21 protein-coding genes are annotated in these 22,920 nt (G+C 70.5%); 2 read left to right on the forward strand and 19 right to left on the reverse strand.

Going from position 1 to position 22,920, the window contains the following annotated elements; genetic code table 11:
- Positions 1 to 15 precede the first annotated feature (15 nt).
- The 19 genes from EAD96_RS03450 to mqnC all read right to left on the reverse strand — a co-directional run bounded on the left by EAD96_RS03450 (position 16) and on the right by mqnC (position 21,600).
- Positions 16 to 1,056, reverse strand: coding sequence for a polyprenyl synthetase family protein (locus tag EAD96_RS03450; protein ID WP_120572070.1), 1,041 nt, complete (start codon positions 1,054 to 1,056; stop codon positions 16 to 18).
- Positions 1,057 to 1,145: 89 nt separating this feature from the next.
- Positions 1,146 to 2,699 carry an NADH-quinone oxidoreductase subunit NuoN gene (nuoN, locus tag EAD96_RS03455; protein ID WP_120572071.1) on the reverse strand — a complete coding sequence of 518 codons (1,554 nt, stop codon included), beginning with the start codon at positions 2,697 to 2,699 and terminating at the stop codon, positions 1,146 to 1,148.
- Positions 2,696 to 4,228, reverse strand: a complete 1,533-nt coding sequence (locus EAD96_RS03460; protein WP_013473559.1) for an NADH-quinone oxidoreductase subunit M — start codon at positions 4,226 to 4,228, stop codon at positions 2,696 to 2,698. Before EAD96_RS03460 ends, nuoN begins: the two co-directional genes overlap by 4 nt.
- Before the next feature lie 64 nt (positions 4,229 to 4,292).
- A complete protein-coding gene (gene nuoL, locus EAD96_RS03465; protein WP_233585399.1) occupies positions 4,293 to 6,182 on the reverse strand; it encodes an NADH-quinone oxidoreductase subunit L in 1,890 nt (629 codons plus the stop codon).
- Positions 6,183 to 6,261: 79 nt separating this feature from the next.
- A complete protein-coding gene (gene nuoK / locus EAD96_RS03470; RefSeq protein WP_013283611.1) occupies positions 6,262 to 6,561 on the reverse strand; it encodes an NADH-quinone oxidoreductase subunit NuoK in 300 nt (99 codons plus the stop codon).
- Between the two features lie 115 nt (positions 6,562 to 6,676).
- Positions 6,677 to 7,447, reverse strand: coding sequence for an NADH-quinone oxidoreductase subunit J (locus tag EAD96_RS03475; protein WP_120572074.1), 771 nt, complete (start codon positions 7,445 to 7,447; stop codon positions 6,677 to 6,679).
- The gene (gene nuoI, locus EAD96_RS03480; protein ID WP_120572075.1) at positions 7,444 to 8,091 is read right to left on the reverse strand and encodes an NADH-quinone oxidoreductase subunit NuoI; all 648 of its coding nucleotides are present in this window, start codon (positions 8,089 to 8,091) and stop codon (positions 7,444 to 7,446) included. Before nuoI ends, EAD96_RS03475 begins: the two co-directional genes overlap by 4 nt.
- 1 nt (position 8,092) lies before the next feature.
- On the reverse strand, positions 8,093 to 9,448 hold the full coding sequence (gene nuoH / locus EAD96_RS03485; RefSeq protein ID WP_120572076.1) for an NADH-quinone oxidoreductase subunit NuoH: 1,356 nt from the start codon (positions 9,446 to 9,448) through the stop codon (positions 8,093 to 8,095).
- On the reverse strand, positions 9,445 to 11,886 hold the full coding sequence (locus EAD96_RS03490) for an NADH-quinone oxidoreductase subunit G (protein WP_121683237.1): 2,442 nt from the start codon (positions 11,884 to 11,886) through the stop codon (positions 9,445 to 9,447). The genes nuoH and EAD96_RS03490 overlap by 4 nt, the downstream gene beginning before the upstream one ends.
- Positions 11,886 to 13,202, reverse strand: a complete 1,317-nt coding sequence (gene nuoF, locus EAD96_RS03495; RefSeq protein ID WP_030273593.1) for an NADH-quinone oxidoreductase subunit NuoF — start codon at positions 13,200 to 13,202, stop codon at positions 11,886 to 11,888. Before nuoF ends, EAD96_RS03490 begins: the two co-directional genes overlap by 1 nt.
- Positions 13,199 to 14,311 (reverse strand): NADH-quinone oxidoreductase subunit NuoE, encoded by a 1,113-nt coding sequence (gene nuoE, locus EAD96_RS03500; RefSeq protein WP_120572079.1) that lies wholly within the window; start codon positions 14,309 to 14,311, stop codon positions 13,199 to 13,201. Before nuoE ends, nuoF begins: the two co-directional genes overlap by 4 nt.
- Positions 14,308 to 15,633, reverse strand: a complete 1,326-nt coding sequence (locus EAD96_RS03505) for an NADH-quinone oxidoreductase subunit D (protein ID WP_121683238.1) — start codon at positions 15,631 to 15,633, stop codon at positions 14,308 to 14,310. Before EAD96_RS03505 ends, nuoE begins: the two co-directional genes overlap by 4 nt.
- 55 nt (positions 15,634 to 15,688) lie before the next feature.
- Positions 15,689 to 16,423: an NADH-quinone oxidoreductase subunit C gene (locus EAD96_RS03510; RefSeq protein ID WP_121683239.1), complete on the reverse strand. Its 735-nt coding sequence runs from the start codon at positions 16,421 to 16,423 to the stop codon at positions 15,689 to 15,691.
- The gene (locus EAD96_RS03515; RefSeq protein ID WP_013283602.1) at positions 16,420 to 17,100 is read right to left on the reverse strand and encodes an NADH-quinone oxidoreductase subunit B family protein; all 681 of its coding nucleotides are present in this window, start codon (positions 17,098 to 17,100) and stop codon (positions 16,420 to 16,422) included. Before EAD96_RS03515 ends, EAD96_RS03510 begins: the two co-directional genes overlap by 4 nt.
- A gap of 11 nt (positions 17,101 to 17,111) precedes the next feature.
- Positions 17,112 to 17,477 carry an NADH-quinone oxidoreductase subunit A gene (locus tag EAD96_RS03520; RefSeq protein ID WP_013283601.1) on the reverse strand — a complete coding sequence of 122 codons (366 nt, stop codon included), beginning with the start codon at positions 17,475 to 17,477 and terminating at the stop codon, positions 17,112 to 17,114.
- 132 nt (positions 17,478 to 17,609) lie between these two features.
- Positions 17,610 to 18,884 (reverse strand): geranylgeranyl reductase family protein, encoded by a 1,275-nt coding sequence (locus tag EAD96_RS03525; protein WP_121683241.1) that lies wholly within the window; start codon positions 18,882 to 18,884, stop codon positions 17,610 to 17,612.
- 134 nt (positions 18,885 to 19,018) lie between these two features.
- A complete protein-coding gene (locus tag EAD96_RS03530) occupies positions 19,019 to 19,237 on the reverse strand; it encodes a hypothetical protein (protein WP_018787811.1) in 219 nt (72 codons plus the stop codon).
- Positions 19,238 to 19,311: 74 nt separating this feature from the next.
- On the reverse strand, positions 19,312 to 20,022 hold the full coding sequence (locus EAD96_RS03535; protein ID WP_121683240.1) for a demethylmenaquinone methyltransferase: 711 nt from the start codon (positions 20,020 to 20,022) through the stop codon (positions 19,312 to 19,314).
- Positions 20,023 to 20,409: 387 nt separating this feature from the next.
- Positions 20,410 to 21,600 (reverse strand): cyclic dehypoxanthinyl futalosine synthase, encoded by a 1,191-nt coding sequence (gene mqnC / locus EAD96_RS03540; RefSeq protein ID WP_013283595.1) that lies wholly within the window; start codon positions 21,598 to 21,600, stop codon positions 20,410 to 20,412.
- Between the two features lie 179 nt (positions 21,601 to 21,779).
- Between mqnC and EAD96_RS03545 the strand changes: the two genes are divergently transcribed.
- Entirely contained in the window at positions 21,780 to 22,175 is a 396-nt protein-coding gene (locus EAD96_RS03545; RefSeq protein ID WP_120572083.1) for a hypothetical protein, read from the forward strand.
- Between the two features lie 34 nt (positions 22,176 to 22,209).
- Positions 22,210 to 22,737 (forward strand): hypothetical protein, encoded by a 528-nt coding sequence (locus tag EAD96_RS03550; protein ID WP_120572084.1) that lies wholly within the window; start codon positions 22,210 to 22,212, stop codon positions 22,735 to 22,737.
- Positions 22,738 to 22,920: the final 183 nt, after the last annotated feature.

Here is a 22,920-nt window from a genome sequence, read left to right on the forward strand (position 1 = left end):
CGGGTGGGGAGTGGGTCAGCTGGTGCGGTCGGCGATGTAGTCGCAGAGGGACTCCAGCGCGCGACGCGCCGGGCCCTCGGGCAGCGGGGCCAGCCGGGCACGTGCGTCCTCGGCGTAGCTGCGTACCGTCTCCCGGGCCCGCTTGAGCGCCGGGGACTCCCGCAGCAGGCCCAGCGCCTCGGCGTGCAGCGCGTCGTCCACCAGCGGGCCGGTGGCCAGGATCTCGCGCAGCCGTACACTCGCCGCGTCCGCGTCGTCGGAGGCCATCGCGTAGAGCACCGGCAGGGTGGGTACGCCCTCGCGCAGGTCGGTGCCGGGCGTCTTGCCGGACTGGACCGACTCGCTGGCGATGTCCAGCAGGTCGTCGGAGAGCTGGAACGCGACGCCGATGATCTCGCCGTACTCGGCCAGGGCCTCGACGTGCTCGGGCGACGCGCCGCCGAACATGCCGCCGAAGCGGGCCGACGTGGCGATCAGCGAGCCGGTCTTCTCGGCGATCACGTGCAGGTAGTGCGCGACCGGGTCGGTGTCGCGCGGGCCGACCGTCTCGGCGATCTGGCCGTGCACCAGGCGGGCGAACGTGCGCGCCTGGAGGCGTACCGCCTCGGGGCCCAGGTCGGCGGCGATGTCCGCGGCCCGGGCGAAGAGGTAGTCGCCGACCAGGATGGCGACCGAGTTGGTCCAGCGGGAGTTGGCGCTCGGGGCGCCACGCCGCACCGCGGCCTCGTCCATCACGTCGTCGTGGTAGAGCGTCGCCAGGTGGGTGAGCTCCATCACCACGGCGGCGGGGACGACCTGGTCGGCATCCGGGTCGCCGAACTGCGCGCCGAGCGCCACCAGAAGCGGACGGAACCGCTTGCCGCCGGCCTCGACCAGGTGCCGGGAAGCCTCGGTCACCAGCGGGTCGGCGCTGGCCACGCTCGCCCGCAGGCTCGCCTCGACCCGGTCGAGCACGCCCAGCACGGAGGCTTCGACGCGCGGGTCGGCGAGGTGCAGGCCGAGCGCGCCGAACTGACCTGAACGCTCGCCAGCCGGGTTCGCCACGTCCTCAACCATGCCACACCCGTTCGACCTGCTCGTCGACGGGGATACGGGCCGGGGGCCGGTACGCCACGGCGTACCGGCCCCCGGTGGGATCACGTCTGTCATCTGACGAATTCGGCGGCACCGGTGGTCAGGTCGAGCAGCGGGCCGGGCACCACGCCGAGGACCAGCGTGGCGAGCACGCCGATGACCAGGGCGGCCGAGGTGAGCGCGCCCGGCACGGTCACCGTCGGGGTGGACTCGCCCGGCTCGGACAGCCACATCATCACCACGACCCGCAGGTACGGGAAGGCCAGCACCATGCTGGTCAGCACGCCGGCGATCACCAGCCACGCCTGGTTCGCCTCCAGGGCCGGGCCGAAGACCGCGAACTTGCTGGTGAAGCCGCTGGTCAGCGGGATACCGGCGAAGGCCAGCAGGATGAACGTGAAGATCGCCGCGAAGAACGGCGAGCGGCGGCCCAGCCCGGCCCAGCGGGACAGGTGGGTGGCCTCCCCGTCGGCGTCGCGCACCAGCGTCACCACGGCGAACGCGGCGAGCACCGAGAAGCCGTACGCGGCCAGGTAGAACATGGTGCCGGAGAGCCCTTCACGGCTCGGCGCCAGCACACCGACGAGCAGGTAACCGGCGTTCGCGATCGACGAGTACGCCAGCAGGCGCTTGATGTCGGTCTGGGTGACCGCCAGCACCGCGCCGACCAGCATGGTCAGCACCGCGATCGCGCCGAGCACCGGGGTGAAGTCCCAGGAGGCCCCGGCGAACGCGACGTGGAAGACGCGCAGCAGCGCCCCGAACGCAGCGACCTTGGTGCAGGCCGCCATGAAGCCGGTGACCGGCGTCGGCGCGCCCTGGTAGACGTCCGGCGTCCAGACGTGGAACGGCGCGGCGGCGGCCTTGAACAGCAGGCCGATGGCGAGCAGCGCCATGCCGGCGAACAGCAGCACCGGGCTGGACGGCGACTCGGTGACCGCGGCGTGCACGGTGGCGAAGTCGACGCCGGCCGCGCGGCCCGGGATCCCGGAGGTGAAGCCGTAGATCAGGGCGACACCGAACAGGAAGAACGCCGAGGCGTACGCGCCGAGCATGAAGTACTTCAGCGCCGCCTCCTGGCTCAGCAGACGCCGGCGGCGGGCCAGCGCGCAGAGCAGGTAGAGCGGCAGGGAGAAGACCTCCAGCGCGACGAACATGGTCAGCAGGTCGTTCGCCGCCACGAAGATCAGCATGCCGCCGATCGCGAACGACATCAGCGGGTAGACCTCGGTGGCGCCACCGACGCCCTCGGCCTGCCGCCGGTCCTCCGCCGACTCGGCGGTGACCGCGGCGTGCGCCACGAACGCGCCGCCCCGCTCGACAGTGCGCTCGCCGACGAGCAGCAGCGCCATCACGGCGAGCACCAGGATGGCGCCCTGCAGGAACAGCGTCGGCCCGTCGATCGCGATGGCGCCGCCGATGGTGATCAGCCGGTCGTCGGCGTTCAGGATCACCATGACGATCGCGGCGAGCATCGCCACCAGGGCGAGCCCGAGCTGCACCGCGTTGCGCAGGCGGCGCGGTACGAACGCCTCGACCAGGACCCCGAGCAGCGCCGCGCCCAGCATGATCAGGATCGGAGCGAGCGCCCCGTAGTCGATCGACGGCAGCCTCAGTTCACTCACTTCGCAGCCTCCTGGACGCTGCCGACCTCAGGGGCGGGATCGGACTTGCCGACGTCCTGCATGGTCGCCTGGACGGCGGGGTTGATGACATCGGTGACCGGCTTGGGATAGAAGCCGAGCAGCACGATCAGCGCGATCAGCGGCGCGACGACCACCTTCTCGCGCAGGGTGAGGTCGCGGCGCATGCCCTCGACCTCGGTCAGCGCCGGGTTCAGCGTGCCCTGCGTGGTGCGCTGCACCATCCACAGCACGTACGCCGCCGCCAGGATGATGCCGAGCGTGGCGATCACCGCGACCGGCTTGTTGACGGTGAACGTGCCGATCAGCACCAGGAACTCGGAGACGAACGGCGCGGTACCGGGCAGCGCCAGCGAGGCGAGACCGGCGAAGAAGAGCACACCGGCCAGCACCGGCACCAGCTTGCCCGCACCGCCGAAGTCGCTGATCAGCGCCGAGCCGCGCCGCGCGATCAGCATGCCGACCACCAGGAACAGCAGGCCGGTGGCCAGGCCGTGGTTGAGCATGTAGAGCACCGCGCCGGTGCCGGCCTGGGTGGTGAACGCGAAGATGCCGACGCCGATGAACCCGAAGTGCGCGATCGAGGTGTACGACACCAGCCGCTTCAGGTCGTTCTGGCCGACCGCCAGCAGCGCCGCGTAGATGATGCCGATGACGCCGAGCGCGAGCGCCCACGGCGCGAACCAGCGCGACGCCTCCGGGAACAGCGGGAGGCAGTAGCGCAGGATGCCGAACGTGCCGACCTTGTCCAGCACGCCGACCAGCAGCGCGGCGGCACCGGCCGGGGCCGCGCCACCGGCGTCCGGCAGCCAGGTGTGGAACGGGAAGAACGGCGCCTTGATCGCGAAGGCGACGAAGAAGCCGAGGAACAGCCAGCGGGCCGTGTCGGTGGCGAACTCGGCCTGGCTCAGCGCCTGCCAGTCGAAGGTCTTCCCGCCGACCACCCAGAGGCCGATCACCGCGGCCAGCATGAACAGACCGCCGACCAGCGAGTAGAGGAAGAACTTCACCGCCGCGTACTGCCGCTGGTGGCCGCCGTAGCTGCCGATCAGGAAGTACATCGGCACCAGCATGACCTCGAAGAACACGTAGAACAGGAAGACGTCGGCGGCGGCGAAGACGCCGATCATCGTGCACTCGAGGACGAGCAGCAGCGCGAAGTACGCGGGCACCGAGCGCTTCGACGCCTCGGCGTCGTGCCAGGACGCCAGGATCACCAGCGGCACCAGGATCGCGATCAGCATCAGCATGACCAGCGCGATGCCGTCCACCTCGAAGGTGAAGTTCACGCCCCAGTTCGGGATCCACGGGTACGACTCGCGGAACTGGAACCGGTCACCGCCGGCGGAGAAGGCGAACCACATCACCACCGACAGCACCAGCACCAGCAGCGACCAGCCGAACGCGACCAGCTTGGCCAGGTCCGGGCGGCTGCGGGGCAGCAGTGCCACCACCAGGGCGCCGACCAGCGGCGCCACGGTCAGCACCGAGAGGAACGGGAAGTTGGACATTATTCGGCCTTACCTCCGTCGTGACTGCGTGGCCCGCCGGCGGGGGCGGCCGCGTTGAGGTCGATCACGCCAGCCACCCCGCCTGCACCGCCAGGAACGCCGCCACCACGAGCAGCGCGCCGGTCAGGATCGAGGTCGCGTACGACCGCACGAAGCCGGTCTGGAGCCGCCGGAGCCGGCCCGAGCCCCCGCCCACGGCGGCGGCCAGGCCGTTGACCAGCCCGTCGACGCCCCGGTTGTCGAGGAACACCAGCGCCCGGGTGAGGAAGATGCCCGGCTTCTCGAAGACCGCCTCGTTGAAGGCGTCCGTGTAGAGGTTCCGGCGCGCGGCGGTTACCACCACGCCGGCCGGCTGCGGCTCGGTGGCCGTACCGGAGCGGAACAGGAACCAGGCCAGCCCGGCGCCCAGCACGGTGACCAGCAGCGACAGCGCGGTGAGCAGCCAGTGCGCCAGTACCGGCGCGTGCTCCCCGCTCTCGGCGCCGAGCCCGTTGGTGGCGGTGAGCCAGTCCGGCACGGAGGTGGCGAGCAGGAAGCCCGCGCCGACCGAGCCGATCGCCAGCAGGATCAGCGGAATGGTCATCAGCTTCGGCGACTCGTGCGGGTGCTCGATGTCCTCGGTCCAGCGCTTCGGGCCGTGGAACGTGAGCACGAACAGCCGCGTCATGTAGAACGCGGTGAGCCCGGCGCCGAGCAGCGCGGCCATGCCGAACAGCCAGGCCGTCCAGCCCTCCCGCTCGAACGCGGCCACGATGATCGGCTCCTTGGAGAAGTAGCCGGAGAACGGGAACATGCCGATGATGGCGAGCCAGCCCATCATGAACGTCAGCCAGGTGACCTTCATGTACTTGGACAGCCCGCCGAAGCGGCGGATGTCCACCTGGTCGTTCATGCCGTGCATGACCGAGCCGGCGCCGAGGAACATGTTGGCCTTGAAGAAGCCGTGCGCCAGCAGGTGCACGATGGCCAGCGCGTACGCGGCACCGCCGAGGCCGACGCCCAGGAACATGTAGCCGATCTGGCTCACCGTCGACCAGGCCAGCACGCGCTTGATGTCGTCCTTGGCCGCGCCGATGATGCAGCCCATCAGCAGCGTGAGCGCGCCGACGCTGACCACCACGAGCTGGAGCGTCTCGTTGGCCGAGAAGATCGCGTTGGAGCGGGCGATCAGGTAGACGCCCGCGGTGACCATGGTGGCCGCGTGGATGAGCGCGGACACCGGGGTCGGGCCCTCCATCGCGTCCGGCAACCACGCCTGGAGCGGGAACTGGCCGGACTTGCCGGCCGCGCCGAGCAGGAGCAGCAGGCCGAGCACCAGCACGGTGGTCGAGGTCAGCGAGCCGACCCCGTTGAACACCTCGTCGTACTGGGTGGTGCCGAGCATGGCGAACATGATGAAGATGCCGATGGCCAGGCCGGCGTCGCCGACCCGGTTCATCAGGAACGCCTTCTTGCCGGCGGTGGCGGCGCTGGGCCGGCCGTACCAGAAGGAGATCAGCAGGTACGACGCCAGGCCGACGCCCTCCCAGCCGAAGTAGAGCATCACGTAGTTGTTGCCGAGCACCAGCAGGAGCATGGCGGCGACGAACAGGTTGAAGTACGCGAAGAACAGCCGCCGGCCCGCGTCGTGCGCCATGTACTCCACGGCGTAGAGGTGGATCAGGAAGCCCACCCCGGTGATCAGCAGGACGAAGACCGCGGCCAGCGGGTCGAAGAGCAGACCGAAGTCCACCTTCAGGTTGCCGACCGCCATGAAGTCCCAGAGGCTCAGCTCGACCTGCTTGTTCTCCAGCCCGCGGAGCTGGAAGAAGTAGGTGAGCCCGAGCACGAAGGCGGCGCCGATGGCGCCCACGCCCAGCCAGTGGCCCCAGCGGTCGGCCCGCTTGCCGAGCAGCAGCAGGATCGCCGCGCTGACCAGCGGGATCGCCACCAGCAGCCAGACACTGCCCAGCATCCCGTCCGCCGTGGCGAAGGTGACGGCTTCGGCTGGCTCAGACTGGGCGATCGTCAGAATCTGTTCCACCACGAGCCCCTCAGTACTTCAGCAGGTTGGCGTCGTCGACGCTGGCCGAGCGCCGGGTCCGGAAGATCGCCATGATGATCGCGAGCCCGACCACGACCTCGGCCGCCGCCACCACCATCACGAAGAACGCCATGATCTGGCCGTTCAGGTCGCCGTTGATCCGGCTGAACGTGACCAGGGTCAGGTTGGCCGCGTTGAGCATCAGCTCGATGCACATGAACAGCACGATCGCGTTGCGCCGGACCAGCACGCCCACGGCGCCGATGGTGAACAGCACCGCCGCGAGGATGAGGTAGTAGTCCGGGGTCACCGTGCCAGCCTTTCGTTCGCGACTGCGGGGCTCCGCTTCGCTGCACTCCTCGCGCTCACGGGTGCCAGCCTTTCGTTCGCGACTGCGGGGCTCCGCTTCGCTGCACTCCTCGCGCTCACCGATCAGTCCCCTTCGGTGCGGTCTCCTCGGCCGTCAGCTCGCGCACCGGCATGATCTCCGGGATGCTGCGGTCGGTCAGCCGGCCGTCGGGCAGACGGGCCGGGGTGGCCACCGAGGAGGACGTGGCGTAGACACCCGGGCCGGGCTTCGGTCCGGGGTAGTTGCCGGGGCGGAACCGCGCCTTCATGGTGGCGATCTGGTCCATCCGGTCCGCCTTGCGCCGCTCCACGTGCGCCAGCACCATCGCGCCGACGGCGGCGGTGATCAGCAGCGCCGAGGTCAGCTCGAAGGCGAAGACGTACTTGGTGAACAGCAGCCGGGCGATGCCCTGGACGTTGCCCTCGCCGTTGGCCTGGTCGAGCCCGACCGCCTGGACGCCGTCGAGCGCGCGGTAGAGGCCGGTGCCCACCAGGCCGGCGAAGCCGAGCCCGAGGACCACGGCGGCGACCCGCTGGCCGCGCAGCGTCTCGATGAGCGAGTCGGACGCGTCCCGGCCGACCAGCATCAGCACGAACAGGAACAGCATCATGATCGCGCCGGTGTAGACGATGATCTGCACCATGCCGATGAACGGCCCGGCCTGGAGCACGTAGAACACGCCCAGGCAGAGCATGGTCAGCACCAGCCAGAGCGCGGAGTGGACCGCGTTGCGGGCCCACACCATGCCGACCGCCCCGAGCAGGGCCAGCGGGGCGAGGATCCAGAAGGTGACCTCCTCACCCCCGGACACCTGTCCCGCCGCGGCGAGCACCGTTGCCGAGGTCATGCCTTGCCTCCCTTGCCCGCCGCGGCGGCGGACCGCTGCTCGGCCTGCTCGGCGCCGGGGAAGGTCACGCCCGGGTGCTCCTCCACGTGGTACCGGCCGGGACCCATCGGCGAGCGCTCGGCGCCGGCCGAGGTGCCCGGGTTGGTGAGCGCGCCGACGTAGTAGTCCTTCTCGCTGTCGCCCAGCCGCATCGGGTGTGGCGGCTGCTCCATGCCTTCGAGCAGCGGCGCGAGCAGCTGCTCCTTGGTGAAGATCAGGTCCTGCCGGTTGTCCCGGGCCAGCTCGTACTCGTTGCTCATGGTCAGCGAACGGGTCGGGCAGGCCTCGATGCAGAGCCCGCAGAAGATGCACCGGGCGTAGTTGATCTGGTAGGTGCTGGCGTACCGCTCACCCGGGGAGAAGCGCTGCTCCTCGGTGTTGTCGCCACCCTCCACGTAGATCGCGTCGGCCGGGCAGGCCCAGGCGCACAGCTCGCAGCCGATGCACTTCTCCAGCCCGTCCGGGTGCCGGTTGAGGATGTGCCGCCCGTGGTAGCGCGGCGCGGAGACCGGCGGCTTGAACGGGTAGTCGGTGGTGACGACCTTCTTGAACATGTGCGAGAAGGTGACACCGAAGCCCTTGAACGTTCCGGTGATCGCGCCCACGTCACACCTCCCTGGAGTCCGGGCCGGCGACGACGTTGGCCGGCTCCCGCTCGGCGAGCACGCGCTTCGTACGCGGGCTCGGCGGAACCTGAAGATCCATCGGCGGCAGCGGGAAGCTGCCGTACGGCCGGGTGTCCGCCTGCTCCTGGAGCGACGGCTTCGGCTCCTTCTTCCGCGACGGCCAGAAGAGCGTGGCCAGCAGCAGCACGCCCGCGCCGACGGCGGTGACGAGCAGCCGGTCCCGGGTCTCCCAGTCCTCGATCGAGCGCAGCCCGGCGAGCACCATGATCCAGACCAGGTTCAGCGGCAGCAGCACCTTCCAGCCGAACCGCATGAACTGGTCGTAGCGGAGCCGGGGCAGCGTGCCGCGCAGCCAGACGAAGACGAACACCAGCATGATGACCTTGCCGAAGAACCACAGCATCGGCCACCAGCCCTCGTTGGCGCCCGACCAGATCGTGATCGGCCACGGGGCGTGCCAGCCGCCGAGGAACAGCGTCACGGTGAACGCCGACATGGTCACCATCGCGACGTACTCGCTGAGCATGAAGAGCGCGAACTTCAGCGAGCTGTACTCGGTCTGGAAGCCGGCCACCAGCTCCGACTCCGCCTCGGGCAGGTCGAACGGTGCCCGGTTCGTCTCACCGACGATGGCGATGAAGAACATGATGAAGCTGGGCAGCAGCAGGATCGCGTACCAGCCGGGGGCGGCGAGGTCGAAGCCGCCGATGCTCAGCCGGGTGCCGTCGCCCTGCGCGGCGACGATCCCGCTCGTCGACATGGTGCCGGCGGTCATGAAGACCGCGACCACGCTCAGGCCCATGGTGACCTCGTACGAGACCAGCTGGGCCGCCGAGCGCAGGCCGCCGAGCAGCGGGTAGGTCGAGCCGCTGGCCCAGCCGCCGAGCACGATGCCGTACACGGCGAGCGAGGAGAAGGCCAGCACCACCAGCACCGCCACCGACACGTCGGTGACCTGGAGCGGCGTGCGGTGCCCGAAGATGCTCACCATCGGCCCGAACGGGATCACCGACAGCGCGGTGACCGCGCAGACCACCGAGATCACCGGGGCGAAGAAGTAGACGACCTTGTCGGCCTTGCGCGGGAGGATGTCCTCCTTGAAGGCCAGCTTCACGCCGTCGGCGAGCGTCTGGAGCAGACCGAACGGGCCGGCCTGGTTGGGGCCGGGCCGCACCGCCATGCGGCCGACGACCCGGCGCTCGAACCAGACGCCGAGCAGCGTGGCCGCCACGGCGACGACGAACGCGAACAGGATCTTGCCGAGGACCAGCCACCACGGGTCCTTGCCGAAGTCGGCAAGCGTCGGGTCCTGCGCCGCGAGGATGACGGGGTTCACTGCACCCACCTTTCGTTCCCGACTGCGGAGACGCTCACCACGTCGCCGGACGTCGCGCCGAGGCCGCGCCGCACGGTGGAGCCGGGTGAGTTGGTCGGCAGCCAGACGACGCCGTCGGGCATCTCGGTGATCGCCGCCGGCAGCGTGATCGCGCCGCGGTCGGTGCCCACCGTGACCGGGTCACCGTCGGCGACGCCCAGCGCCTCGGCGGTGCCCTTGCCCAGCCGGACCACCGGCGGGCGGGCGGTGCCGGCGAGGTGCTCGTCGCCGTCGGTGAGGCTGCCCAGGTCGATCAGCTGGTGCCAGGTGGCGAGCACCGCCTCGCCCGGTCCCGGCTGCCGCACGGCGGCCGGCTCGACCGAGGGCGCCGACGGCCGCTCGACCCGGGTGCGCGGCAGCGCGCCCAGCTCGCGGCGGATGGCCGGCACGTCGCCGGTGCCCAGCCGCACGTCGAGCTGCGCGGCGAGCGCGTCGAGGATGCGGGCGTCGGTCATCGCGCCGGTGTCCAGCACCTTCTCGAACGTGCGCAGCCGGCCCTCCCAGTCCAAGAAGCTGCCGGCCTTCTCGACCACCGGCGCGACCGGCAGGACCACGTCGGCGCGGCGGGACACCGCGCTCATCCGCAGTTCCAGGCTGACCAGGAACGGCACCGCGTCCAGTGCGGACTCGGCCAGGCGCGGGTCGGCCAGGTCGGCCGGGTCGACGCCGGCCACCACCAGGGCGCCCAGCTTGCCGTTCGCGGCGGCGGTGAGGATGCCGTCGGTGTCGCGGCCGGCCTGGCTGGGGATCACCCCGGCCGGGATGTCCCACGCCTCGCCCAGCTCCGCGCGCGCGGCCGGCTCGGTGACGACCCGGCCGCCGGGGAGCAGGTTGGGCAGGCAGCCCGCGTCGACGGCGCCGCGGTCACCCGCGCGCCGCGGCACCCAGACCAGCCGGGCACCGGTACGCCGGGCGACGTCCGCCGCCGCCGACAGGCCGCCCGGCACCTCGGCCAGGCGCTCGCCGACGATCAGGATCGCGCCGGGCCGGCCCAGCGCCTCGGCCACCGTGGCGTGCTCGGCCAGCACGCCGGCTTCCTCGCCGGGCACGACCCGGGCGAGCTTCGCCCCGAGCTTCTCCAGGCCGCGGGTCGCGAACGGCGCGATCGCGTACACCGTGAGCTTCCTCTTCAGGTACGCCTTGCGCAGCCGCAGGAAGAGGATCGGGCACTCCTCCTCCGGCTCCAGGCCGACCAGCACCACGGCGGGCGCGTTCTCCACGTCCGTGTAGGTCACGTCGGTGACCCCGGCGACGCTGCTGGCCAGGAAGTCGGCCTCCTCGCGGGAGACCGGGCGGGCCCGGAAGTCGATGTCGTTGGTGTGCAGCGCGATGCGGGCGAACTTCGCGTACGCGTAGGCGTCCTCGACGGTGAGCCGGCCGCCGGTCAGCACCGCCGTGCCGGTCGCGCCGTCGCGGGCCGCGCGCAGCCCCTCGGCGGCCCGGGTGAGCGCCTCGCTCCAGGACGCCTCGCGCAGCTCACCGGTCTTCTCGTCGCGCACCATCGGGGTGCTGATCCGGTCGAACGCGCGGGTGTACTGGAAGCCCCAGCGGCCCTTGTCGCAGTTCCACTCCTCGTTCACGGCCGGGTCGTCGCCGGCCAGCCGGCGCAGGACCTTGCCGCGCCGCCAGTCGGTGCGCTGGGCGCAGCCGGCCGAGCAGTGCTCGCAGACGCTGGGCGTGGAGACCAGGTCGAACGGGCGGGCCCGGAACCGGTATTGGGAACCGGTCAGCGCGCCCACCGGGCAGATCTGCACCGTGTTGCCGGAGAAGTACGAGTTGAACGGGACGTCACCGGCGTCGCCGTCCTCGCCGTACTCCTCGTCCCGGTAGATGTTGATCTCCTCGTGCGAGGAGCGTCCCATCAGGTCGATGAACTTGTCCCCGGCGATCTCCTCGGAGAACCGGGTGCACCGCTGGCAGAGCACGCAACGCTCGCGGTCGAGCAGCACCTGGGTGCTGATCGGCAGCGGCTTCGGGTACTCCCGCTTGTGCTCGTGGAACCGCGAGTCCGTCCGGCCGGTGGACATCGCCTGGTTCTGCAGCGGGCACTCGCCGCCCTTGTCGCACATCGGGCAGTCCAGGGGGTGGTTGAGGAGCAGCAGCTCCATCACCCCCTCCTGGGCCTTCTTGGCGACCGGGGAGGTGAGCTGCGTCCGCACCACCATGCCGTCGGCGACGGTCTGGGTGCAGGAGGCGACCGGCTTGCGCTGGCCCTCCACCTCCACCAGGCACTGCCGGCAGGCGCCGGCCGGGGCCAGCAGCGGGTGGTCGCAGAAGCGCGGGATCTCGGTGCCGAGCTGCTCGGCGACGCGGATCAGCAGCGCGCCCTTGGGCGCGGTGACCTCGACGCCGTCGATGGTCAGCGTGACGGTCTCGGTCTGCTTGGCTACGTCGGTCATCAGTGAGCTCCAACCAGAGACTTGTCGGAGAGCTTCGGCGCGGTACGTCCCTCGATGTAGTCGAGGTAGTCCTGCTTGAAGTACTTCAGCGACGAGGTCACCGAGCTGGTCGCGCCGTCACCGAGACCGCAGAACGAGCGGCCGAGGATGTTGTCGCAGGTGTCGAGCAGGGTGTCCAGGTCCTCGTGGGTGCCCTGGCCGGCCAGGATGCGCCGGTAGACCCGGACCATCCAGTAGTTGCCCTCCCGGCACGGGGTGCACTTGCCGCACGACTCGTGGTGGTAGAACTCCAGCCACCGGTAGGTCGCGTACACCGGGCAGTCCTGGTCGGAGAAGATCTGCGTGGCGGTGGTGCCCAGGATCGAGCCGGCCGCCGCCACCCCCTCGAAGTCCAGCGGCACGTCCAGGTGCTCGGCGGTCAGCAGCGGCGTCGACGAGCCACCCGGGGTCCAGAACTTCAGGTTGTGCCCGGGCTTCATGCCGCCGGCCAGCTCGATCAGCTCGCGCAGCGTGATGCCCATCGAGCACTCGTACTGGCCGGGGTTGGCGATCCGGCCGGACAGCGAGTAGATCATCGGGCCGGACGACTTCTCCGTGCCCATCGTCTTCCACCAGTCCGCGCCACCGAGCACGATGTACGGCACGCTGGCGATGGTGCCGACGTTGTTGACCACGGTCGGGCTGGCGTACAGGCCGTGGGTCGCCGGGAACGGCGGGCGCAGCCGGGGCTGGCCGCGGAAGCCCTCCAGCGAGTCCAGCAGCGCGGTCTCCTCACCGCAGATGTACGCCCCGGCGCCCGAGTGCACCACCAGGTCCAGGTCGAAGCCCGAACCGAGGACGTTGCGGCCGAGATAACCCTTGGCGTACGCCTCGTCGACAGCGCTGCGCAGCCGCCGGGCGGCGTGCACCGCCTCACCGCGGATGTAGATGTACGCCCGGTTGGCCCGGATCGCGTACGAGGCGATGATGACGCCCTCGACCAGCGAGTGCGGGTCGTGGGTCATCAGCGGCAGGTCCTTGCAGGTGCCCGGCTCGCCCTCGTCGGCGTTCACCACGAGGTAGTGCGGCTTGCCGTCGCCCTGCGGGATGAACCCCCACTTGAGACCGGTCGGGAAGCCCGCGCCGCCCCGGCCGCGCAGTCCGGAGTCCTTGATCAGCTGGATCAGGTCGTCCGGGTGCGCCTTGAGCGCCTTGCGCAGGGCGGCGTAGCCGTCCAGCTTCTCGTAGGTGCCGAGCCGCCACGCGTCCGGCGAGAGCCAGCGCTTGGTGAGCACCGGCGTGAGCTTGGCCAGCGTCTCCGGCCGAGGAGTGGTCACTTCCGGACCCCCGTTCCGCTCGCGTCCGCCGGGTCGCCGCCGTCCGCGCCCGTACCGGATTCCGCTTCCTTGAGGTTGCGCTCCTGCGCGCCGGCCGCGTCGCCGGCGGGCTTGCCGTCGCCGGCCGGCGGGTTCGCCGCCGCGCCGGCCGCCTCGGCCGCCCGCGCGTCGCGCGGCGCCGGGGCCGGGCCGTCCACCGGCATCTTCGTGCCGGGGGCGTCGGGCACCGGGGTGCTCGCGTCCGGCTGCCGGGTCTCGGCGGTACGCACCTGCGGCGACTTGGCGTCCGGCGCCTTCACGTCCGGCGCGGTGCTGCCGGTGGCCGCCTCCGGCTTGGCCGGCTCGACTGCCTTGGCCGGCTCGGGTGCGGGGGCCGGCTTCGCGGCCTCGGCCTTCGCCTTCTCCTCGGCGGCGGCCCGGTCGGCCTCGGCCTTGCTGCGGATCGGCGTCTTCGGGTCGAAGCCCGGCACCGAGACGCCGTGCTGCTCGGCCAGGCGCAGGCCGCGCAGGCTGGGCTCGCCCGGCCCGCCGTCAGCCACCGCGCCGTCGCGCTCGTCGGCGAAACCGGCGAGCTGGACCGCCATCTCCTTGAGCGTGCAGAGCCGCGCCCCACGGGTCGGCATCGGCCGGCCGCCGGCGCGCAGCTCCTCGACCACGTCGAGCGCGGCCTGCGGCTCCACGTTGTCGAAGAAGTCGTAGTTGACGGTCATCACCGGGCCGTAGTCGCACGCCGCCAGGCACTCGGCGTGCTCCAGGGTGATCTTCCCGTCGGCGGTGGTCTCCTCGTGCCCGACGCCGAGGTGCTCGGCGAGGGTGTCGTAGACCTTCTGCCCGCCGAGCACGTCGCACATCGTGTTGGTGCAGACGCTCACCAGGTAGTCACCGGTGGGCTTGCGCTTGTACATGGTGTAGAAGGTGGCGACGGCGCCGACCTGGGCCTTGTTCAGCCCGAGCACCTCGGCGCAGAACTCGACACCGGCCGGGGAGACGTAGCCCTCCTCGGACTGGACCAGGTGCAGCAGCGGCAGCAGCGCCGAGCGGGACCGGTCCGCCGGGTACCGGGCGATGATCTCCCGCGCCCGGACGCGAGTCGTTTCGGAAAAGCTCATCGGTCACAACCACCCATCACGGGGTCCAGCGAGGCGCCGCCGGCGATCACGTCGGCGATCAGGCCGCCCTCGGCCATCGCCGGGAGGGCCTGGAGGTTGACGAAGCTCGGCTCCCGGTAGTGCACCCGGTAGGGCCGGGTGCCGCCGTCGGACACCGCGTGCACGCCCAGCTCGCCGCGGGGCGACTCGATGCCGACGTACACCTGGCCCGGCGGAACCCGGAAGCCCTCGGTGACGAGCTTGAAGTGGTGGATCAGCGACTCCATCGACTGACCCATGATCTTGGCGACGTGCTCCAGCGAGTTGCCCATGCCGTCCACGCCGATGGCGAGCTGCGCCGGCCAGGCGATCTTCTTGTCGGAGACCATCACCGGGCCGGGCTTCAGGCGGCCCAGCGCCTGCTCGATCAGCTTCAGCGACTCGCGGATCTCCGCCACCCGCACCAGGTAGCGGCCCCACACGTCACCGTCGGTGTGCGTCGGCACGTCGAACTCGTACGTCTCGTAACCGCAGTACGGCATCGTCTTGCGCAGGTCCCAGGCGAGGCCCGCGGACCGCAGCACCGGGCCGGTGACGCCGAGCGCCATGCAAGCGGTCACGTCGAGCACCGCCACGTGCTGCGTACGCTCCAGCCAGATCGGCTGGCCGGACAGCAGGTTCTCGTACTCCTTGAGCCGCTTCGGCATCAGCTGGAGGAAGTCGCGGATCTTGCGGATCGCGTCGTCCGGCACGTCCTGCGCCACGCCGCCCGGCCGCACGTACGCGTGGTTCATCCGCAGGCCGGTGATGGTCTCGAAAATGTCGAGGACGTACTCTCGCTCGCGGAAGCCGTACAGCATCATGTTGATCGCGCCCAGTTCCATGGCGGTGGTCGCCAGCCAGACCAGGTGCGACGAGACGCGGTTGAGCTCCATCATCAGCACGCGGATGGTGGTGGCCCGCTCGGTGATGTCGTCGGTGATGCCGAGCAGCTTCTCCACCGCGAGCGCGTACGCCGTCTCGTTGAACAGCGGCGAGAGGTAGTCCATCCGGGTCACGAACGTCGAGCCCTGGACCCAGTTGCGGTACTCCAGGTTCTTCTCGATGCCGGTGTGCAGGTAGCCGACGACCGAGCGGGCCTCGCGGACCGTCTCGCCCTCCAGCTCCAGGACCAGCCGGAGCACACCGTGGGTGGACGGGTGCTGCGGACCCATGTTGACGACGATCCGCTCGTCGTTGATCGGGTCCGTGCCGGAGACGACCTCGTCCCAGTCCCCGCCGGTGACGGTGAAGACCTTGCCCTCGGTCGTCTCGCGCTCGGTCGCGTAGTTCGACGTGGTCACAGTGCCAACCCTCCGTTCGCGACTGCGGGGCTCCGCTTCGCTGCACTCCTCGCGCTCACTGGTACGACCGCCGCTTGTCCGGCGGGGGGATCTCCGCACCCTTGTACTCGACGGGGACGCCGCCCAGCGGGTAGTCCTTGCGCTGCGGGTGCCCCTCCCAGTCGTCCGGCATGAGGATCCGGGTCAGGGCGGGGTGGCCGTCGAAGACGACGCCGAACATGTCGTACGTCTCCCGCTCCTGCCAGTCGGCGGTCGGGTAGACGGCGGTGACGCTCGGGACGTGCGGCTCCTCCGCGGAGACCGCCACCTCCAGCCGGACCATGCGCCGGTAGGTCATCGAGGTGAGCTGGTAGACCACGTGCAGGCGGCGCTCCGCGCCCAGGTAGTCCACGCCGGACACCGACGAGAGCAGTTCGAAGCGCAGCGCGAGGTCGTCGCGCATCACCTGGCAGACCTCGGCGATCCGCTCCGGGCGGACGTGCAGGGTCAGCTCGCCCCGGTCGACCACGACCTTCTCGATCGCGTCGCCGAAGTCCGGGTACGCCTCCTCCAGCGCGTCCCGCACCTCGTCGAAGTAGCTCCCGTACGGCCGGGACGCCTCCTCGATCGGCTTGCGCTGGCGGACCAGGCCGCCGTAGCCGGAGACGTCACCGGTGCCCTGGTTGCCGAACATGCCCCGGCCGGCCGGGCTGGCCGGCGGGTACTCCGCCGGGGCGGTGGAGCTGGCACCGGCCGGGGTGGTGGGTACCGGCACCCCGCCGTCGTTGTTCTTGTCGTTCGGTGCGGTCATTTCGGGCCCCTATGCGACGCCTGAAGGTGGTTCTGCGCCTTCATCCAGTTCTCGATCCGAAGCTGCTCCTCGCGCCCCTCGCGGACCGCCTTCGTCCACTCGGCACGGCGGGCCTTGTCGCTGCGGTACGACGAGGGCATCGAGCCGTACGGCACCACCGGCACGTCACCGCGGGCCTGGCGGGCCTCCAGCATCTTGCGGCCGTTCGGGCCCAGCGGCTCGTGCATGATCTTCTCGCGCAGCTTGAGCACCGCGTCGATGAGCATCTCCGGCCGGGGCGGGCAGCCGGGGAGGTACATGTCGACCGGGACGACGTGGTCGACGCCCTGCACGATGGCGTAGTTGTTGAACATGCCGCCGCTGCTGGCGCAGACGCCCATCGAGATGACCCAGCGGGGCTCGGCCATCTGGTCGTAGATCTGGCGCAGGACCGGGGCCATCTTCTGGCTCACCCGGCCGGCCACGATCATCAGGTCCGCCTGGCGGGGCGAGGCGCGAAAGACCTCCATGCCCCAGCGGCCCATGTCGTAGTGCGGGCCGCCCGCCGCCATCATCTCGATGGCGCAGCAGGCCAGACCGAACGTGGCGCCCCAGACCGAGGTCTTCCGCGTCCAGTTGACCAGCTTCTCGACGCTGGTGAGCAGGACGCCGGAGGGGAGCTTCTCCTCGATGCCCATCTGCTACCTCCTCAGTCCCAGTCCAGGCCGCCGCGCCGCCAGACGTAGGCGTATGCGACGAAGACCGCGACGATGAACAGGACCATCTCCACGAAGCCGAAGATCGGCAGGGCGTCGAAGGAGACCGCCCAGGGGTAGAGGAAGATGATCTCGATGTCGAAGACGATGAAGAGCATCGCCGTCAGGTAGAACTTGATCGGGAACCGGCCGCCGCCGACGGGCTGCGGGCTCGGCTCGATGCCACACTCGTACGCCTCGAGCTTGGCCTTGTTGAGACGCCGCGGGCCGGCGAGTCGGGCAGCGGCCACGGAGAACAGCGCGAACGCCGCAGCGAGGGCGAACAGCCCGATGATGGGTGCGTAAGGAGAGAGCGTCATCGTTGTCCCCTGCTCGTCCTTCCCTGACCTCGGTGGTTGGCCAAAATCACACTATTCACGTCCCTCACGACCTCGGTCGGCGGGGTCGATCCATGTCCGGCTCGTGGGCGTCGGGCCCGGGCCGGTCGTCTCCTACACGGCCGGGGCCACCTTCGTCATCGCGTTGATGACCCGGTCCATCGCGTCCCCGCCGCGCGGGTCGGTCAGGTTGGCCAGCAGCTTGAGCACGAAGCGCATGAGCATCGGGTGCGGCATGCCGTGCTTGGTCGCCATCCGCATGATCTCGGGCCGGCCGATGAGCTTCACGAAGACGCCGCCGAGCCGGTAGTAGCCGCCGAAGCGGGCCTTCAGCTCCTGCGGGTACGCCATCAGCGCCCGCTCCCGTTCCGCGCCGGCCGGGCGGGCGAGCGCCTGCACCACGACCTCCGCGGCCATCTCGCCGGACTCCATCGCGTACGCGATGCCCTCGCCGTTGAAGGGGTTGACCATGCCGCCGGAGTCGCCGACGAGCAGCACGCCGCGGGTGTAGTGCGGTACCCGGTTGAAGCCCATCGGCAGCGCGGCGCCGAGGATCGGACCCTCCGCGTTGGACTCGTCGGTCATCCCCCAGTCCTCGGGGGTGTTCGCGAGCCAGTCGGTGAGCAGCTTGCGGTAGTTCGTCTTGCCGAACGCCGAGGAGGAGTTGAGCACGCCCAGGCCGACGTTCACCCGGCCGTCGCCGAGGCCGAAGATCCAGCCGTAGCCGGGCAGCAGCGCGTCGTTGCCCTTGGCCCGCAGCTCCAACCAGGACTCCAGGTAGTCGTCGTCGTGCTTGGCGGCCGAACGGTAGTAGCGGCGGACGGCCACGCCGATCGGGCGGTCCTCCCGCTTGGCCAGCCCGAGGGCGAGCGGGAAGCGGCCGGAGACACCGTCGGCGGCGACCACGAGCGGCGCGTGGAACGTGGCGGGTTCCTTGTCCGGGCCGACCTCGGCCTGCACGCCGATCACCCGGTCGTCGGCGCCGAGCACCGGCCCGAGGACGTTGACGCTGGTCTGGAGCTTCGCCCCGGCGGCGACCGCACGCTGGGCGAGCAGGTCGTCGAAGTCGAGCCGGGTGCGCACCAGGCCGTAGTTGGGGAAGCTGGCCAGGTCGGGCCAGTCCAGCTCCAGGCGTACTCCGCCGCCGATCACCCGTAGGCCCTTGTTGTGCAGCCAGCCCGCCTCGGGCGAGGTGTCCACGCCCATCCGGATCAGCTGCCGCACGGCGCGGGGCGTGAGCCCGTCACCGCAGACCTTCTCCCGGGGAAATTCCGTCTTCTCCAGCAGCAGCACGCGTACGCCGTGCCGCGCCAGGTGGTACGCCGTGGCCGATCCTCCGGGACCGGCGCCCACGACGATGACGTCGGCGTCGTTCTCCACCGCGGTCATCCGCGCCTCCTCCCGCATGCTCGTGAAATGCTTCACAAGCCGATCCGGTTGGAGTCTATGACCGGCGTTACACCAGTACGCGCTGAGGGGGGCCTAACTTCGCGGAAACGCGCCGGTAAGAGCGTCGAGACCGGTCACGGGCGCGCCTGCGCGGCCGGTCCGAGTCCGGCGTCGAGCCGGATGGTCTCGGGCAGGTGGTCGCGCAACGCGCCGCCGGCGGCCCGGTCCAGCGCGGCGAGCACCTCGGCGACGACCTGCCGGACATCTGCGGGATCCGCGCCGGCCAGCTCGCGGAGCTGCGCGATCAGCTCGGCGGCGTCGTCGTCGGTGGCGGCCTGGTCTGGTCCCGTCATGGGGGCGAGCCTACGGGACAAAGTAGACCAGAATCGGATATTCACGAAATGACCAGCTCGCGCTGGCCGGAGGGTCAGTTTCGGACGGCCCGGTGCAACGCCACCACGCCGCCGGTCAGGTTGCGCCACGCCACCCGTCCCCAGCCGGCCGCGCCGATCCGCGCGGCCAGCGCCGCCTGGTCCGGCCAGGCGCGGATCGACTCCGCCAGGTAGACGTAGGCGTCCGGGTTGCTGGACACCGCGCGGGCCACCGCCGGCAACGACCGCATCAGGTACGACAGGTAGACGGTGCGGAACGCCGGGTTCACCGGAGTGCTGAACTCGCACACCACCAGCCGTCCGCCCGGCCGGGTCACCCGGGCCAACTCGGCCAGCGCCGCGTCGGTGTCGTTGACGTTACGCAGCGCGAAGGAGATGGTCACCGCGTCGAAGCTGGCGTCCGCGAACGGCAACCGCAGCGCGTCCCCGGCCAGCAGCGGCACCGACGGGCGGGTGCGCTTGCCGGCGAACAGCATGCCCAGCGAGAGGTCCGCACCCACCGCGTACGCCCCGGAGTGGGCCAGTTCCTCGGTCGACACACCGGTGCCGGCGCCCACGTCCAGCACCCGCTCGCCCGGGCGCAGCCCGAGCGCCGCCCGGGTGGCCCGCCGCCACGACCGGTCCTGACCGAACGAGAGCACGGTGTTCGTCAGGTCGTAGCGGGCGGCGACGCCGTCGAACATCGCGGCGACCTCGTGCGGCTGCTTGTCCAGGCTGGCGCGCTGGCCCTGCGGGGTACGGCTCACCCCTCCACTCTGCCAGCCGCGCCGCCCCCGCCTCCCCCCGGGTACGCGGCCGTTGTTCCCATCGATCCCGGCAGACGGCAGGGGCGGGATGGTCACCCATCCCGCCCCTGCCGCGGTGCGTTATGTGAACGGCCCTCATGGGCCGATGGAGGACGACGGTCCGACGGACGCCGCAAGCGTAATGGCGTCGTCGGCTCACCGGGCCGTGCTCGACCGGGTCGCCGCCGACCTGTTACCTGCCTGCTCGCGGCCCGGATCGGTGGTGTCGCGCGGGCAGGCTAGCCGTCGGTGATCACGCAGGTGAAGACCCCTGGCGCAAGCTTCACCGGAAACGGGCGGAGCTCCGGCCGCACGACGAACGCCGACCGGCCGAACGGCGGAACCGGGTCAGTTGACCTCGACCAGCGGCAGCGACTTCCCGGCGCCGCCGCCGGGCAGGGCGATCGACGAGAAGTGCGAGACGACGCGGTCGTCGCTCGGGTCGTCGGCGGGCGTGTGGTGCACCGCGAGCCGGTTGTAGAGCGTGTCCCGCTGGGCCGGGATCCGGTCGGCCGACCGGATCATGCCGATCAGCTCGTGCAGGTTGGACCGGTGCCGGGCGCCGGCCGAGGAGATGACGTTCTCCTCCAGCATGATCGAGCCGAGGTCGTCCACGCCCATGTGCAACGCGAGCTGCCCGACGTCCTTGCCGGTGGTCAGCCAGGACGCCTGCAGGTGCGGCACCGTCTCGAAGAACAGCCGGGCCACCGCGACCAGGCGCAGGTACTCCAGCGTGGTCGCCTGGGTGCGGCCCTTGAGGTGGTTGTTCTCCGGCTGGTACGTCCACGGGATGAAGGCCCGGAAACCGCCGGTGCGGTCCTGCACGTCGCGGATCATCCGCAGGTGCTCGATGCGCTCGGCGTTCGTCTCGCCGGTGCCCATCATCATGGTGGCCGTCGACTCCAGGCCCTGCCGGTGCGCCAGCTCCATGACCTCCAGCCAGCGGGCGCCGGACTCCTTCAGCGGCGCGATCGCCTTGCGCGGCCGGTCCGGCAGCATCTCCGCGCCGGCACCGGCGATCGAGTCCAGGCCGGCGGTCTTGATCCGGGCGATGGCCTCGTCCAGGCTCACGCCGGAGACCTTCGCCATGTGCAGGATCTCGCTCGGGCCGATCGAGTGGATGGCGAGCTGCGGGTACGCCTTCTTGACCGAGGAGAACAACTCCTCGTAGTACTCGACGCCGTAGTCCGGGTGGTGCCCGCCCTGGAGCATGACCTGGGTGGCGCCCAGCTCGACCGCCTCGCCGCAGCGGCGCAGGATCTCCTCGGTCGGGTGGGTCCAGCCCTCCTTGTGCTTGGGGGCCCGGTAGAACGCGCAGAACTTGCACGCCGTCACGCAGACGTTCGTGTAGTTGATGTTGCGGTCGATCAGGTACGTGACGATGTTGTCCGGGTAGCGGCGCCGCCGTACCGCGTCGGCCGCCTCGCCCAGCGCGTGGAAGGGCGCGTCGGTGTAGAGCAGCAGCGCCTCCTCGGGCGTGATCCGCCCGCCGTCCGCGCCGCGTTGCAGGATGTCGTCGATCTCCCGGTTCGCCGTCACATCCCCGAGCGTACGTCGCGACCGGTGGATGCCGCCGTACCGGGCCCTCCGGTGTGAGCCGAACCCACTTCCCCGAAAATATCCTCAAGGTCGAAATAAAACATCGGTGATTGGTTGACAAGATGTTGAGCATCTCGCATCATCTTGTTCGACATCCATCGACGCCATTGGGGTGGGACGTGAGCGAGACGGACACCGCTCCAGGCATCGCGGCCCGTTGCCGAGCGGACGGAGGACTGACGGAAGCGACCCTCGGCGAGTTGCGGGACGAGTTGGGCTACCGCAAGCTCGGCCGCTGGGTCCTGGCCGAGATCGCCGACACGCTCAGGGCGACCGGCCTCGGTTTCTTCCCTCCCCACCGGCTCGACGCGGCGCTCAACACCGAGCCGCGGCAGTCGCAGACGGTCTGGATCTACGTCCGGGACGGCGGCCCCCGAGCACGTGTGATCGATGCGATCCTTCAGCCGGACGACTGTGACGTCCGAGCGGAGCTGGACGTCATCGGCACCAAGAACCCCGCCGGCCTGACCGCCCGGCAGAAGCTCGACCGCATCAGGGAAATCGTCAACGCCTGAGCGGGTCCGAGCAGCGACAGGAGAGCCTCGTCCCATGACCGCGCACGTCTTCGTCGACGAGACCAAGGAGCGAGGGCTACTCGTCGCCGCCGTGGTCATGCACCCGGCCGACCTGAACGCTGCACGGCGGTCGATTCGTGATCTCATCCTGCCCGGCCAACGCCGCATCCACTTCCACAAGGAGAGAGACGACCGGCGCCGTCAGATCATCGACGGGTTTCTCGCGCTCTCCGCGCACGCCGTCATCTTCGACGCGAAGGACCATCGCAACGCCCGGGTCGCTCGCGAAGCCTGCCTCGTCTCTCTGGTGGAGCACACGGCGAAGATCGGGGCTGCCCGCCTCGTCCTGGAACGCGACGACTCGACCTTCCAGGCCGATCAGCGCCTGCTCTTCGAGCAGGTCAGGAAGTGCGGGGTGGACGGGCGGCTGCGGTACGACCAGCTACGCGCCCACGAGGAGTGTCTGCTGGCCGTTCCCGACGCGTTGGCCTGGTGCTGGGCCAAAGGCGGGCGCTGGAAGGACTCCATCCGCCGCATGATCAGTGAGTCGCGGCAGGTCTGACGAGGCCAGACAGCGCGAGACCCGGCTCACCCACCGTCCGGAAGGCTGCCGGGTCCACTTCCACGGGGCTAGTGCCCCTGGCAGTTGAAGGTTACCGCTGTCCGAACCGTTCGGACAAGAAATGGACGTGGCAGGCCGCGTCTACGCTCTCGGCGTGTCAGTCGTATCGCCCCCGCCCACCCC

This window comes from Micromonospora sp. BL1, from assembly GCF_003667485.1.
In the GTDB taxonomy this organism is placed as follows: domain Bacteria; phylum Actinomycetota; class Actinomycetes; order Mycobacteriales; family Micromonosporaceae; genus Micromonospora; species Micromonospora tulbaghiae.

What these genes read in the sequence shown, in the direction of transcription:
- EAD96_RS03475 (WP_120572074.1), bottom strand. Translation starts at nt 7,447, where the DNA reads ATGACCTCGGCAACGGTGCTCGCCGCGGCGGGACAGGTGTCCGGGGGT.
- EAD96_RS03525 (WP_121683241.1), bottom strand. Translation starts at nt 18,884, where the DNA reads ATGACCGCGGTGGAGAACGACGCCGACGTCATCGTCGTGGGCGCCGGT.
- EAD96_RS03530 (WP_018787811.1), bottom strand. Translation starts at nt 19,237, where the DNA reads ATGACGGGACCAGACCAGGCCGCCACCGACGACGACGCCGCCGAGCTG.
- EAD96_RS03490 (WP_121683237.1), bottom strand. Translation starts at nt 11,886, where the DNA reads ATGACCGACGTAGCCAAGCAGACCGAGACCGTCACGCTGACCATCGAC.
- EAD96_RS03515 (WP_013283602.1), bottom strand. Translation starts at nt 17,100, where the DNA reads ATGGGCATCGAGGAGAAGCTCCCCTCCGGCGTCCTGCTCACCAGCGTC.
- EAD96_RS03510 (WP_121683239.1), bottom strand. Translation starts at nt 16,423, where the DNA reads ATGACCGCACCGAACGACAAGAACAACGACGGCGGGGTGCCGGTACCC.
- EAD96_RS03520 (WP_013283601.1), bottom strand. Translation starts at nt 17,477, where the DNA reads ATGACGCTCTCTCCTTACGCACCCATCATCGGGCTGTTCGCCCTCGCT.
- nuoE (WP_120572079.1), bottom strand. Translation starts at nt 14,311, where the DNA reads ATGAGCTTTTCCGAAACGACTCGCGTCCGGGCGCGGGAGATCATCGCC.
- EAD96_RS03460 (WP_013473559.1), bottom strand. Translation starts at nt 4,228, where the DNA reads ATGTCCAACTTCCCGTTCCTCTCGGTGCTGACCGTGGCGCCGCTGGTC.
- nuoL (WP_233585399.1), bottom strand. Translation starts at nt 6,182, where the DNA reads ATGCTGGGCAGTGTCTGGCTGCTGGTGGCGATCCCGCTGGTCAGCGCG.
- EAD96_RS03450 (WP_120572070.1), bottom strand. Translation starts at nt 1,056, where the DNA reads ATGGTTGAGGACGTGGCGAACCCGGCTGGCGAGCGTTCAGGTCAGTTC.
- EAD96_RS03550 (WP_120572084.1), top strand. Translation starts at nt 22,210, where the DNA reads ATGACCGCGCACGTCTTCGTCGACGAGACCAAGGAGCGAGGGCTACTC.